At 53.1% G+C, this 13782-nt stretch carries 11 protein-coding genes; 7 read left to right on the top strand and 4 right to left on the bottom strand.

The genetic code is table 11. The features are described 5' to 3' along the window. Window positions 1–14 precede the first annotated feature (14 nt). The 4 genes from gyrB to dnaA are packed head-to-tail and all read right to left on the bottom strand — an operon-like array spanning window position 15 to window position 6216. Entirely contained in the window at window positions 15–2432 is a 2418-nt protein-coding gene (gyrB, locus tag RHM65_RS06100) for a DNA topoisomerase (ATP-hydrolyzing) subunit B (RefSeq protein WP_322184485.1), read from the bottom strand. A gap of 4 nt (window positions 2433–2436) precedes the next feature. Continuing rightward, window positions 2437–3540 (bottom strand): DNA replication/repair protein RecF, encoded by a 1104-nt coding sequence (gene recF / locus RHM65_RS06105; protein WP_322166830.1) that lies wholly within the window; start codon window positions 3538–3540, stop codon window positions 2437–2439. A 25-nt stretch (window positions 3541–3565) separates the two neighbouring features. Then, window positions 3566–4669, bottom strand: a complete 1104-nt coding sequence (dnaN, locus tag RHM65_RS06110; RefSeq protein ID WP_322166829.1) for a DNA polymerase III subunit beta — start codon at window positions 4667–4669, stop codon at window positions 3566–3568. A gap of 38 nt (window positions 4670–4707) precedes the next feature. Then, on the bottom strand, window positions 4708–6216 hold the full coding sequence (gene dnaA, locus RHM65_RS06115) for a chromosomal replication initiator protein DnaA (RefSeq protein WP_322166828.1): 1509 nt from the start codon (window positions 6214–6216) through the stop codon (window positions 4708–4710). Window positions 6217–6819: 603 nt separating this feature from the next. Here dnaA and rpmH point away from each other — a divergent pair. From rpmH to rsmG, 7 genes are all read left to right on the top strand, one after another. Next, a complete protein-coding gene (rpmH, locus tag RHM65_RS06120; RefSeq protein ID WP_002551315.1) occupies window positions 6820–6954 on the top strand; it encodes a 50S ribosomal protein L34 in 135 nt (44 codons plus the stop codon). A gap of 16 nt (window positions 6955–6970) precedes the next feature. Beyond that, on the top strand, window positions 6971–7372 hold the full coding sequence (rnpA, locus tag RHM65_RS06125) for a ribonuclease P protein component (protein WP_322166826.1): 402 nt from the start codon (window positions 6971–6973) through the stop codon (window positions 7370–7372). After that, entirely contained in the window at window positions 7365–7610 is a 246-nt protein-coding gene (gene yidD / locus RHM65_RS06130) for a membrane protein insertion efficiency factor YidD (protein ID WP_322166825.1), read from the top strand. The genes rnpA and yidD overlap by 8 nt, the downstream gene beginning before the upstream one ends. A gap of 2 nt (window positions 7611–7612) precedes the next feature. Beyond that, a complete protein-coding gene (yidC, locus tag RHM65_RS06135; RefSeq protein ID WP_322166824.1) occupies window positions 7613–9295 on the top strand; it encodes a membrane protein insertase YidC in 1683 nt (560 codons plus the stop codon). 81 nt (window positions 9296–9376) lie between these two features. Then, window positions 9377–10747 (top strand): tRNA uridine-5-carboxymethylaminomethyl(34) synthesis GTPase MnmE, encoded by a 1371-nt coding sequence (gene mnmE, locus RHM65_RS06140; RefSeq protein ID WP_322184486.1) that lies wholly within the window; start codon window positions 9377–9379, stop codon window positions 10745–10747. A gap of 490 nt (window positions 10748–11237) precedes the next feature. Then, entirely contained in the window at window positions 11238–13130 is a 1893-nt protein-coding gene (mnmG, locus tag RHM65_RS06145; RefSeq protein ID WP_322184487.1) for a tRNA uridine-5-carboxymethylaminomethyl(34) synthesis enzyme MnmG, read from the top strand. Between the two features lie 5 nt (window positions 13131–13135). Beyond that, window positions 13136–13771 carry a 16S rRNA (guanine(527)-N(7))-methyltransferase RsmG gene (gene rsmG, locus RHM65_RS06150; RefSeq protein WP_322171297.1) on the top strand — a complete coding sequence of 212 codons (636 nt, stop codon included), beginning with the start codon at window positions 13136–13138 and terminating at the stop codon, window positions 13769–13771. Window positions 13772–13782 lie beyond the last annotated feature (11 nt).

Below are 13782 nucleotides of genomic sequence, written 5' to 3' on the forward strand. Positions count from 1 at the left end.
CGCGAAACGACCTTTTAAAAATCCAGGTTAGAAACCGCCAACGCATTGCTTTCAATGAAGTCACGGCGAGGTTCCACCGCGTCACCCATCAAGGTGTTGAAGATCTGGTCTGCACCAACAGCATCTTCAATCGTGACCTTAAGCATGCGACGTACAGCCGGGTCCATGGTGGTTTCCCAGAGTTGATCCGGGTTCATTTCGCCCAGACCTTTGTAGCGCTGGATGGTGTGACGCTTGGTGCTTTCTGCCATCAACCAAGCAAGGGCTTCCTTGAACTCGGTCACTAGCTTCTTGCGTTCACCGCGTTGCACGTAAGCGCCTTCTTCCAGCAAGGTGCTAATTTTTTCGCCGAGGGTCGTTACGGTTTTATAGTCGTTGCTGCCAAAGAAGTCGCGGTTGAATGTGACGTAGTTGGACAGGCCATGTGAAATCAGCTCGACCTCTGGCAGCCAGACATTACGTTCGCGGTCTTCACGCAGGCTCGCTTTGTAGACCAGACCTGACTTCTCGCCAACGCGCAGGCGCGCATCAAACAAAGCCAGCCAAGCCTGCATGCCATCGTGGTCCGACAGTTGCTCAAGCGAAATCGACGGCAGGTAAATGAAATGCTCGGTCAGTTCCTGAGGGTACAAACGCGACAGGCGCTTGAGGGTCTTCATGACCATGCGGAACTCGTGAACCAGACGCTCTAACGCCTCACCCGAAATACCCGGCGCCGATTCGTTGAGGTGCAAGCTCGCATCTTCAAGGGCTGACTGGGTCATGTATTCTTCCATGGCTTCGTCGTCTTTGATGTACTGCTCTTGCTTGCCCTTTTTCACTTTGTACAACGGTGGCTGAGCGATGTAGATGTAGCCACGTTCGATCAGCTCAGGCAGCTGACGGAAGAAGAAGGTCAACAACAGGGTCCGGATGTGCGAACCGTCAACGTCAGCATCGGTCATGATGATGATGTTGTGATAACGCAGTTTGGCGATATTGTATTCGTCACGACCAATACCGCAGCCCAACGCAGTAATCAGCGTACCTACTTCTTGGGATGAAATCATCTTGTCGAAGCGTGCTTTTTCGACGTTCAGGATTTTACCTTTGAGCGGCAAAATGGCCTGGGTTTTACGGTTACGCCCCTGCTTGGCGGATCCGCCAGCAGAGTCACCTTCCACCAAATACAGCTCGGAAAGGGCAGGGTCTTTTTCCTGGCAGTCCGCAAGTTTGCCTGGCAGACCGGCAATATCCAACGCGCCTTTACGGCGTGTCATCTCGCGAGCTTTACGCGCTGCTTCACGGGCACGAGCAGCGTCGATCATTTTGCCAACGACAGCTCTGGCTTCAGTCGGATTTTCCAGCAGGAAGTCGGAGAAGTGTTTACCCATCTCTTGTTCTACTGCGGTCTTAACTTCCGATGAGACCAGCTTGTCTTTGGTCTGCGAGCTAAATTTAGGATCCGGCACTTTGACCGAAATAATTGCCGTCAGGCCTTCACGAGCGTCATCACCGGTAGTGGCAACTTTGTGTTTTTTGGCCAGACCTTCTTGCTCGATGTAGGTGTTCAGGTTTCGCGTCAATGCAGAACGGAAACCGACCAGGTGGGTACCACCATCGCGCTGAGGAATGTTGTTGGTGAAGCACAACAGGTTCTCGTTAAAACTGTCATTCCACTGCAACGCGATCTCAACGCCGATACCGTCTTCGCGCTGAATGTTGAAGTGAAACACTTGGTTAACCGGCGTCTTGTTGGTATTCAGGTATTCAACGAATGCGCGTAAACCGCCTTCATATTTGAACAGCTCTTCTTTACCACTGCGCTCGTCCCGTAAAACAATTCCTACACCGGAGTTAAGGAACGACAGTTCACGAATACGCTTAGCCAGAATGTCCCAGCTGAAATGAATATTTTTGAAAGTAAGGTCCGACGGTTTGAAATGAATTTCAGTACCCGTGGAATCACTCTCGCCGACAATACGCATGGGCTCCTGAGGAACACCGTGGACATAAGTCTGTTCCCAAACTTTGCCACTACGACGCACAGTCAGCAGCAACAATTCAGACAGGGCATTTACTACTGAAACGCCCACGCCGTGAAGGCCGCCAGAAACCTTGTAAGAGTTGTCATCGAACTTACCGCCAGCATGCAGCACGGTCATGATGACCTCAGCTGCCGAAATGCCTTCTTCTTTGTGAACGTCTACCGGAATACCGCGACCGTTGTCGCGCACGGTGATCGATTCATCCGTGTGGATAACAATGCTAATTTCATCGCAATGGCCAGCCAAAGCTTCGTCGATCGAGTTATCGACCACCTCGAATACCATGTGGTGTAAACCGCTGCCATCGTCGGTGTCGCCGATATACATACCGGGACGCTTGCGTACGGCATCTAGCCCTTTCAGCACTTTAATGCTGGAGGAGTCGTACGTTTGGTTTTCGCTCATGCATTCACTCCCGGTGGTCGTGGGTCTGGGTAATACGGCCATGTTCCACGTGGAACAAAGCGACTGGCGTTTCCGTCTGCCAGCCTTCCCTCAATAATTCGTGATCTACACAGGTGATAAACACCTGGCAGCGTAAGTCTTCCAGTAAGCGGCAAAGCGCGCGGCGGTGATGCTCATCCAGTTCGGATGGCAAATCATCCACCAGATAAATACATTGGCCTCGCCGAGCTTGGCTGACCAAATGTCCTTGAGCAATGCGCAAGGCGCAGACCACTAGCTTCTGCTGACCGCGGGACAAAATATCCGAAGCGTTATGTGCGCCCAATCTCAGGCGCAAATCAGCGCGTTGCGGTCCAGCCTGCGTATGGCCCATCTGTTGATCGCGATGCAGGGATGAGGCGAGCACCGTGCTCAGCTCTTTTTCTTTATCCCAACCGCGGTAATAACTTAAGGTCAAACCGTCGAGTTCAACCAGTTCGCTCAGAGTCTGCTCAAATACCGGTTTAAGGGCTTTAATATAAGCCCGACGGTAGTCGTCGATTTCATCGCTGGCGAGGCACAATTCTCTGTCCCAAGCGGCTTGCGAAGCGGTGTCGAGTGTACCATGCCGAAGCCATGAGTTCCGCTGCCTGAGGGCCTTCTGCAAGCGCTGCCAGGTCGACATAAAACGAGGTTCCACGTGGAACACTCCCCAGTCGAGGAACTGTCGACGTATTTTCGGAGCACCTTCCAGAAGACGAAAGCTGTCTGGATTGATGAGCTGTAGGGGAAGTGCCTCGGCTAATTGCGCTGCACTTTTAGCGTTCTGGCCGTCAATACGGATCTGAAACTCACCCTGACGATCACGCGAAATACCTAGACTGCTATGACCACCTTCGGCCAATTCGACTTGACCAAAAACCGTGCACGCTGGCTGTTCGTATTGGATGACCGGCAGTAACCGTATGCTGCGAAAAGAACGCGCAAGACCCAGCAGGTGGATGGCTTCCAGCACACTGGTTTTGCCACTGCCGTTTGCACCGTGGAGGATATTGATACGAGGAGAGGGGGAGATCGTCACCGGGTGCAAATTGCGCACCCCAGTGACGGTGACGCGGCTAAGAGACATTCAAATTCTGCTGAGCATGGACACGTTACAGGCGCATCGGCATAACGACGTATGCAGAATCATCGTTATCCGATTCCTGCACCAGTGCGCTGCTATTGGAGTCGGACAGAATCAAACGCACCTGCTCGGTGGTCATCACGCCCAATACGTCGAGCAAATAGCTAACGTTGAAACCAATCTCCAGATTGCCGCCCGTGTAATCAACGCCGATTTCCTCTTCGGCTTCTTCCTGCTCCGGGTTGTTAGCCTGGATCTTCAAAAGACCGCTAGCCAATTGCAAGCGGATACCGCGGTACTTTTCGTTGGACAAAATGGCGGTACGGCTAAAGGCCTCACGCAAAGCCTGCCGATCACCCAACACCAACTTGTCACCGCCTTTTGGCAGAACACGCTCGTAATCCGGGAATTTTCCATCCACCAGTTTTGAGGTGAAAGTGAATTCACCCGTGGTTGCGCGGATGTGATGCTGACCCAAAACGATGCTGACCATGCCGTCTTGCTCAGTCAGTAAGCGCGCAAGCTCAAGGATACCTTTACGGGGCACTATGACTTGGTGACGATCTGCCTGCTCGATTTCCGCCGTCATTGAGCACATTGCCAAGCGGTGGCCATCGGTGGCAACAGCACGCAATATACCAGCGCTGACTTCCAGCAACATCCCGTTGAGGTAATAACGGACGTCTTGCTGAGCCATCGCGAAACTGGTGCGCTCAATCAACCGGCGCAGCTTGCTTTGCACCAAATTAAAGGTCAGCGATCCTGGGCCTTCTTCCACTGTCGGAAAGTCATTGGCAGGCAGCGTAGACAAGGTAAAGCGGCTACGGCCGGCTTTAACGACAAGCTTGTGCTCATCGAGCTTGATGTCTATCAACGCATCGTTGGGCAAGCTCTTGCAGATGTCCATCAGCTTGCGAGCAGGGACGGTGATTTCCCCTGGCTCGGCAGGCTCTTCCAGTTGAACACGACCAACCAGCTCGACTTCCAGGTCGGTACCTGTCAGCGAAAGCTGTTGCCCTTGAACAACCAAGAGCACGTTGGAAAGCACCGGCAAGGTCTGGCGGCGCTCTACGACGCCGGCGACCAGTTGCAGAGGTTTCAACAGGGCTTCGCGTTGAATGGTGAAATGCATGGTCTAGTCCCTTGCCTTAATAAGCTGCGCTGGTGTCATCAGGTTGTCAGTGTCCGCAGCAGGTTCTTGTAGTCCTCGCGAATATCCGCGTCGGATTCCTTAAGCTCGTTGATCTTTCGGCATGCGTGCAGCACGGTCGTGTGGTCACGTCCGCCGAACACATCACCAATCTCAGGCAAGCTGTGGTTGGTTAACTCTTTGGACAGCGCCATCGCAACTTGGCGCGGACGCGCTACAGACCGCGAACGGCGTTTGGACAGCAAATCAGAAATCTTGATCTTGTAGTACTCAGCCACGGTGCGCTGAATGTTATCCACACTGACCAACTTGTCTTGCAGCGCTAAAAGGTCCTTCAATGATTCGCGAATCAACTCAATCGTAATATCGCGGCCCATAAAGTGAGAGTGCGCGATGACCCGCTTCAACGCCCCTTCAAGTTCACGGACGTTGGAACGAATCCGTTGAGCGATGAAGAATGCAGCGTCGTGAGGCAGATCAACTTTCGCCTGATCTGCCTTTTTCATCAAGATGGCAACGCGGGTTTCAAGCTCTGGCGGCTCAACGGCAACCGTTAACCCCCAGCCGAAACGCGACTTCAAACGCTCTTCCAAGCCCTCAATCTCTTTAGGATAGCGGTCACTGGTCAAAATGACCTGCTGTCCGCCTTCGAGCAAGGCATTGAATGTATGGAAGAATTCCTCCTGAGAGCGCTCTTTGCGGGCGAAGAATTGGATGTCATCGATTAGCAGCGCATCCACGGATCGGTAGAAGCGTTTGAATTCGTTGATTGCGTTGAGCTGAAGGGCCTTGACCATGTCGGCAACGAAACGCTCCGAGTGCAGGTAAACAACCTTGGCATTCGGGTTCTTCTTTAATAGGTGGTTACCTACCGCGTGCATCAAATGCGTCTTACCCAAGCCGACCCCCCCGTAAAGGAACAGCGGGTTGTAACCGTGCTTGGGGTTGTCAGCCACTTGCCACGCCGCCGCGCGAGCCAATTGGTTGGATTTACCTTCAACGAAATTTTCAAAGGTAAACGTGCGATTCAAATAACTGGTGTGCTTGAGCGCTCCCTCTACTTGAACCGACCGTTGTTCGGCCCGAGCAGGCGCCTGCTGCGAACTCGCACCTGCCATAGGATCGAAGCTGGCACGAGAAGGTTCGTCGTGAACCGCAATCGTTTGGCTAAGAGCTGGCGAACTAACCTGCTGGATAGGTAAGGCCGCTACCTGGTTCACAGTAATCGCGTGCGAGGCCGCGGCAGCCAACGGCGCATTGGGTGCCGCCCGCGGCGCAGAGCTACGTTTGCTGCCAATTAATAAGGAGAGTGCAGGCACAAGGCCTTGTCCGCGCTCCCCAAGAAGCTCAAGCAAACGACCGAGGTATTTTTCATTGACCCAATCGAGAACGAATCGGTTGGGTGCATAGACACGCAACTCGTCGCCTTCGGCTTCGACCTGTAGCGGACGGATCCAAGTGTTGAATTGCTGGGCCGGCAGCTCATCGCGCAAAAGCTCCACGCACTGCTGCCAAAGTTCCACTGACACAGAGATCCCCTAAGTTGAAAGCCGGTGAGGCAAAAACAGCCGCCATTGTAACGATCAGCGGCTGACTTATCCACATGTAGCTTGTGAGCGGGGCGCGAAGAATCAAGGCTTTATCGCTAAATTGCTGGACCAGCAGCATGCGCATAAGCGTTGTGGATAAGCTAGCCTCAGCCCTTTGCATAAGTCACGCCTAAACTCTGTGGATAACCAGCCTGTGGATAAGATGGCATTCCATGCACAGCTTATCCGAGGGAGTAGCACAGGTGGAGCACCGTTTTTCAACCGAGTTGTCATCCTCTGTACAGCTTGTATATAAAGGCGTTGAGGCACTTATGCACAGAAAAACCGCTCCTTAGCTTTTATAAGCTTTATAAAAGAGCTTTAAATACTTTCCTTCTTTATATCTATATTTAATCACCCATCCAGTTCCGCCTATACAGCCAAAAAGGTCGATTGGAAAACCATCGCTCAAAAATGGCGTTGATAAGTATTTGAAGGAAACGCTGGTTGGAAATTGACCTAGAGGCTTGCTTTCTCTAGAATCCCCGGTCTCTTAAAACGGGGGCCATTCCGGCCCGTTGTGGACGAACCAGGTAACACGCCATGAAACGTACTTTCCAACCCAGCACTATCAAGCGCGCCCGCACCCACGGTTTCCGTGCACGTATGGCCACCAAAAACGGCCGTGCAGTCCTGTCGCGTCGCCGCGCCAAAGGCCGTAAGCGTCTGGCAGTTTGATAAATAGGCACAGGTGGTGAGTCAGGACTTCAGTCGGGAAAAGCGTCTGCTGACACCCCGGCATTTCAAGGCAGTCTTTGACTCCCCCACCGGTAAGGTTCCGGGGAAAAATCTCCTGCTCCTTGCGCGTAACAACGACCTCGATCATCCCCGCTTGGGGCTGGTTATCGGTAAAAAGAGCGTCAAACTCTCCGTTGAGCGCAATCGCCTGAAACGCCTCATGCGCGAATCATTTCGCCATCACCAGGATGATCTGGTTGGTTGGGATATCGTCATTGTGGCGCGCAAAGGTTTGGGTGAAATAGAAAACCCCGAATTGATTCAGCATTTCGGCAAGCTATGGAAACGCCTGGCACGTAGCCGGCCGGCTCCAGATGTTAAAACCGAAACTGTAGGGGTAGGCAGTTCAGATGCGTAAGCTGGCACTCGTTCCGATCCAGTTCTATCGCTATGCCATTAGCCCGCTGATGGCCAACCACTGTCGTTTTTACCCCAGCTGTTCCTGCTACGCGTATGAAGCCATCGAAAGTCATGGCCTTCTACGCGGTGGCTGGCTGACCTTCCGTCGGTTAGGTCGCTGTCATCCGTGGAATGCCGGTGGTTATGACCCGGTTCCACCTGTACCCACCTCCCGTTCCTCTTCGATGGCCGAGTAATCATGGATATTAAACGCACGATCCTGATCGCCGCCTTGGCAATCGTGACCTATGTCGGGGTTCTGAAATGGAACCAAGACTACGGTCAGGCTGCCCTGCCGACTCAGAATGTTGCTGCCAGCACTACCGCACCGGTCATTCCGGAAACGGCGCTGGGTTCAAATGCTACTGCAAGTGCCGATGTTCCAAGCGCCAACGGTGAAACTGCTGCCCCTATTGAAACGCCAATCGCGGCCAGCAAAGACCTCATCCAGGTAAAAACGGATGTGCTCAATCTGGAAATTGACCCGGTAGGTGGTGATGTTGCTCAGTTGCGTTTGCCTCTGTATCCACGTCGCCAAGATCACCCGGATATTGCGTTTCAGCTGTTTGATAACGGCGGTGAACGTACTTATCTCGCGCAAAGCGGTCTGACCGGTACCGATGGTCCTGACGCTCGAGCGGCAGGTCGTCCGGTTTACACCAGTACGCAGAAAACCTATCAACTGGCTGACGGCCAAAATGATTTGGTTGTTGATCTGAAGTTTGCTGACAACGGTGTCAATTACATCAAGCGCTTTTCGTTTAAGCGTGGCTTGTATGACTTGAAAGTCACCTACCTGATTGATAACCAGAGCGGCAAGCCTTGGGCCGGTAATCTGTTTGCTCAGTTGAAACGTGATGCCAGTGCGGATCCATCTTCAAGCACTGCAACCGGCACTGCGACTTATTTGGGCGCTGCGCTGGGTACTCCAGCCGAACCGTACAAAAAAGTATCGATGAAAGACATCGATAAGGCTTCACTGAAAGAAACTGTTCAAGGCGGATGGGTTGCCTGGTTGCAGCATTATTTCGTGACGGCCTGGATTCCAAACAAGTCCGACAGCAATGTCGTACAGACTCGTAAGGATGCTCAAGGCAATTACATCATTGGTTTCACTGGCCCAGCGATCTCTGTCGCTGCCGGTGCAACAGGTGAGACAACTGCCACGCTGTATGCAGGACCTAAAAGCCAAGCGGTATTGAAAGAGTTATCCCCAGGTCTCGAGTTGACTGTCGATTACGGCATTCTCTGGTTCATCGCCCAACCGATTTTCTGGCTGCTGCAACATATCCACAGCCTGGTCGGTAACTGGGGGTTCTCGATCATCTTCTTGACCATGTTGATCAAGGGGCTGTTCTTTCCTCTCTCGGCTGCCAGCTACAAATCCATGGCCCGCATGCGAGCCGTAGCACCGAAACTGGCTGCTCTGAAAGAACAACATGGCGATGACCGGCAGAAAATGTCGCAGTCGATGATGGAGCTGTACAAGAAAGAGAAGATCAACCCGCTAGGTGGTTGCTTGCCGATCGTTGTACAGATGCCGGTTTTCCTCTCGCTGTACTGGGTTCTCCTGGAAAGCGTGGAAATGCGTCAGGCTCCGTTCATTCTCTGGATCACTGACCTGTCGATCAAAGACCCGTTCTTCATCCTGCCGATCATCATGGGTGCAACCATGTTCATCCAGCAGCGGTTGAACCCAACTCCGCCAGACCCAATGCAAGCCAAGGTCATGAAGCTGATGCCAATCATCTTCACGTTCTTCTTCCTTTGGTTCCCTGCCGGTCTGGTTCTGTACTGGGTCGTCAACAACTGCCTGTCGATTTCGCAGCAGTGGTACATCACTCGTAAGATCGAAGCGGCTACCAAAAGCGCGGCTGCTTGATCTAACCTGTGTATACGTAGTTGTAAAACGCCCCCTCGTGGGGCGTTTTGCTATCCGCCTTTTGTCTAGAGAAGCCTGGTTATGAACGTTCCTCGTGAAACCATCGCTGCCATTGCCACGGCTCAGGGGCGAGGTGGCGTAGGCATTGTGCGAATATCCGGCCCTTTGGCGAGTGCCGCTGCGTCTGCAATCATTGGACGCACGCCAACGCCGCGCTATGCGCACTACGGTCCTTTCAACGATGACAATGGAGAGGTAATCGATGAGGGAATCGCCTTGTATTTTCCGGGACCACATTCATTTACCGGTGAAGATGTTCTCGAATTGCAGGGACATGGCGGTCCAGTAGTGATGGATATGCTGCTACAGCGCTGTTTGCAGCTTGGAAGCAGGTTGGCCAGGCCTGGAGAATTCAGTGAGCGCGCATTCCTCAATGACAAAATTGACTTGGCCCAGGCTGAAGCAATCGCTGACTTGATCGAAGCCAGCTCTGCGCAAGCGGCACGTAATGCTGTGCGTTCGTTGCAAGGCGCTTTCTCTGTGCGTGTGGATAATCTGACCGAAAAGCTAATCGGTCTACGAATCTACGTGGAAGCGGCCATCGATTTTCCAGAAGAGGAAATTGATTTTCTCGCCGATGGCCACGTATTGAATATGCTAGATGCGGTTCGTGAAGAGTTATCCACAGTCCAACGAGAAGCCGGCCAAGGCGCGTTGCTACGTGACGGTATGACCGTGGTCATTGCCGGTCGACCTAACGCCGGGAAATCGAGTTTGCTTAATGCGCTCGCCGGCAGAGAAGCTGCAATCGTCACTGACATCGCGGGCACGACGCGGGATATCTTGCGTGAGCATATTCATATCGACGGTATGCCATTGCACGTAGTAGATACGGCTGGGCTGCGGGCCACCGATGATAAAGTAGAAAAAATAGGCGTAGAGCGCGCCCTTAAGGCCATCAACGAAGCTGACCGAGTCTTGTTAGTCGTCGATGCAACTGCCCCTGAAGCGCATGAAGCCTTTGCCTTATGGCCCGAGTTTCTTGAACAGAGACCCGATCCGGCCAAGGTCACGCTTATCAGGAACAAAGCCGACTTGAGTGGCGATGTTATCGGTCAAGAACGTAGCGCTGACGGTCATGTAACGATTAGCCTGAGTGCAATGGCAGCCGGTGAAGGTCTGGAGCTGTTACGCGATCACCTCAAAGCGTGTATGGGCTACGAGCAAACCTCTGAAAGCAGCTTCAGCGCACGCAGGCGACATCTTGAGGCCTTAGGGCATGCCAGCGCATCGCTTGAGCATGGAAGAGCTCAGCTGACGCTCGCAGGCGCTGGCGAATTACTCGCCGAAGACTTACGGCAAGCTCAAAAATCATTGGGCGAAATTACCGGCGCTTTCAGTTCTGACGATTTGTTGGGACGTATCTTCTCCAGTTTTTGCATCGGCAAATAGACTCTCCCTTCCCCAATAACCTCCAACCGAGCGGATGAATGTCTGTCTCGGTGGCTTCCGTTCGCCCAACCTTTAGCAACAACCGCTATTTTGGGTGGAATAAGCCCTGTGTGTAACCATCCTTCAGCTCGGTTGATAACTAGGCTTAAAACCTGAGAATAATTCACCCTGTGGACAAGTCGCCCTTTAATCCACAGGCTTAGGCCACTTATCCCATCGGCCCAGGGCTACATGACCACAATGTTTTGATTCTCTGTACACAGCTAATATAAAGGGCTTCCGGATTCTATCCACAGAAACATGGCTCAGTAGTAGTAAACATAAAAACAAAGATTTATAAATTTCTTTCTTTTTAATTTCTATAACCGTCAATCACCCACAGCTGGTTGAATTTTGTGCAAAAGGTTCCTTTCAAGGGGGGTAAGTCCCTATACTTGCCGACTGTCCAAAATTTAATTTCCTGTTCTCAAGAGTAGGAACGAGGTGCGTGGTGGATTTCCCTTCCCGTTTTGAGGTGATCGTCATCGGTGGCGGTCATGCCGGTACCGAAGCCGCACTGGCGTCAGCGCGCATGGGTGCAAAAACCTTGCTGCTGACGCATAACGTGGAAACACTCGGCCAAATGAGCTGCAACCCAGCCATCGGTGGCATCGGCAAAAGCCATTTGGTCAAGGAAATCGATGCCCTTGGCGGCGCGATGGCCATCGCGACCGACAAAGGCGGTATTCAATTTCGCGTGTTGAACAGCCGTAAAGGCCCAGCCGTTCGAGCTACCCGAGCTCAGGCTGACCGCGTGCTGTACAAGTCGGCTATTCGCGAAATTATCGAAAACCAGCCGAACCTGTGGATATTCCAACAAGCCTGCGATGATTTGATTGTTGAACAGGACCAAGTCCGCGGCGTTGTGACTCAGATGGGGCTCCGATTTCTCGCGGACGCAGTGGTATTGACCACGGGCACGTTCCTCGGTGGACTTATCCACATTGGAATGCAAAATTACTCGGGCGGACGCGCAGGTGATCCGCCGTCGATTGCGTTAGCTCAACGTCTACGCGAACTGCCTCTGAGAGTGGGTCGTCTGAAAACGGGCACGCCACCTCGTATCGATGGGCGTTCGGTGGACTTTTCGGTGATGACTGAGCAGCCAGGCGATACGCCGATTCCAGTCATGTCGTTCATGGGCTCGAAAGAACAGCATCCTGCCCAGGTCAGCTGCTGGATTACGCACACCAACGCCCGTACCCATGAAATCATTGCGGCCAACCTTGATCGTTCGCCAATGTATTCCGGCGTCATCGAGGGTGTCGGCCCACGTTATTGCCCTTCCATCGAAGACAAGATTCATCGGTTTGCCGACAAGGAAAGCCATCAGGTCTTTATCGAACCGGAAGGGCTGAACACTCATGAGCTGTACCCTAACGGGATCTCCACCTCGTTGCCTTTTGACGTTCAGTTGCAGATCGTTCGTTCGATTCGGGGCATGGAAAACGCTCACATTGTTCGCCCTGGCTATGCCATCGAATACGATTACTTCGACCCCAGGGATTTGAAATACAGCCTTGAAACCAAGGTGATAGGTGGTCTCTTTTTCGCTGGGCAAATCAACGGCACGACAGGCTACGAAGAAGCCGCTGCCCAAGGTTTGCTGGCCGGTACCAACGCCGCGTTGCTCTCACAAGGCAAAGAGAGTTGGTGTCCGCGCCGGGACGAGGCTTACATCGGGGTCTTGGTCGATGACCTGATCACCTTGGGCACCCAAGAGCCGTACCGGATGTTCACTTCTCGTGCCGAGTACCGTTTGATTCTGCGTGAAGACAACGCCGACCTGCGGTTGACCGAGAAAGGTCGAGCTTTAGGGTTGGTCGACGATGCCCGTTGGGCGGCGTTCTGCACCAAGCGCGAAAGTATCGAGCTGGAAGAGCAACGCCTGAAAGGTACCTGGGTGCGTCCCGGAACGGTGCAGGGCGATGCCATTTCTGCGCATTTCGGTACGCCGCTGACCCATGAATACAATTTGCTCAATCTGCTGACGCGCCCTGAAGTCGACTACGCCAGCCTGATCGCTATTACTGGCGATGGTTGCAGCGATCCTCAAGTGGCCGAGCAGGTGGAAATCAAAACCAAATACGCCGGTTACATTGATCGTCAGCAGGATGAAATCGCTCGTCTGCGGGCCAGCGAAGATATCAAATTGCCTTTCGATATCGATTACGTCGGTATCTCCGGGCTGTCTAAAGAAATTCAAGGCAAGCTGGGGATAACTCGTCCTGAGACGCTGGGCCAAGCCTCGCGCATCCCCGGGGTTACCCCGGCGGCGATTTCGCTGTTGATGATTCATTTGAAAAAACGCGGCGCGGGCCGTCAGTTGGAGCAAAGCGCTTGAGTTCTATGGTTACCTCGCAACATGCCCAAGAGTTATCCCGTGGCGCCCTGCAACTGGGCGTCGATTTGAGCGAAAGCCAACACAGCCAACTGCTGGGTTACTTGGCGCTGTTGATCAAATGGAACAAGGCCTACAACCTCACTGCCGTGCGTGACCCCGACGAAATGGTTTCGCGGCATTTGCTCGACAGTTTGAGCGTGGTGCCCTTCATTTCAGGAGAGCGCTGGCTCGATGTAGGCAGCGGCGGTGGGATGCCCGGCATTCCGCTGGCGATCCTGTTCCCTGAAATGAAGGTTACGGTCCTCGACAGTAACGGCAAGAAAACCCGTTTTTTGACCCAAGTAAAATTGGAGCTGAAACTCGATAATCTTGAAGTTATCCACAGCCGGGCAGAAACATTTCAGCCTGCGTTGCCTTTCACCGGGATTGTCTCCCGAGCGTTCAGCAATCTCGCTGATTTCACCGGTTGGACTCGCCACCTCGGCGACACCGATACACGGTGGTTAGCGATGAAAGGCCTGCACCCTGCCGATGAGCTGGTAGCATTACCAACAGATTTTCGCCTCGATAGCGCACAAGCCTTGACTGTTCCTGGTTGCCAAGGCCAACGCCATCTGCTGATACTGCGCCGCACGGCATGATTGGGAACACG

The organism is Pseudomonas sp. CCI4.2 (assembly GCF_034350045.1).
Classification (GTDB): domain Bacteria; phylum Pseudomonadota; class Gammaproteobacteria; order Pseudomonadales; family Pseudomonadaceae; genus Aquipseudomonas.

Excerpts from the sequence above, each read along its gene's own strand:
- gyrB (WP_322184485.1), bottom strand. The coding sequence starts at position 2,432 with ATGAGCGAAAACCAAACGTACGACTCCTCCAGCATTAAAGTGCTGAAA.
- recF (WP_322166830.1), bottom strand. The coding sequence starts at position 3,540 with ATGTCTCTTAGCCGCGTCACCGTCACTGGGGTGCGCAATTTGCACCCG.
- dnaN (WP_322166829.1), bottom strand. The coding sequence starts at position 4,669 with ATGCATTTCACCATTCAACGCGAAGCCCTGTTGAAACCTCTGCAACTG.
- rpmH (WP_002551315.1), top strand. The coding sequence starts at position 6,820 with ATGAAACGTACTTTCCAACCCAGCACTATCAAGCGCGCCCGCACCCAC.
- yidD (WP_322166825.1), top strand. The coding sequence starts at position 7,365 with ATGCGTAAGCTGGCACTCGTTCCGATCCAGTTCTATCGCTATGCCATT.
- yidC (WP_322166824.1), top strand. The coding sequence starts at position 7,613 with ATGGATATTAAACGCACGATCCTGATCGCCGCCTTGGCAATCGTGACC.
- mnmE (WP_322184486.1), top strand. The coding sequence starts at position 9,377 with ATGAACGTTCCTCGTGAAACCATCGCTGCCATTGCCACGGCTCAGGGG.
- rsmG (WP_322171297.1), top strand. The coding sequence starts at position 13,136 with ATGGTTACCTCGCAACATGCCCAAGAGTTATCCCGTGGCGCCCTGCAA.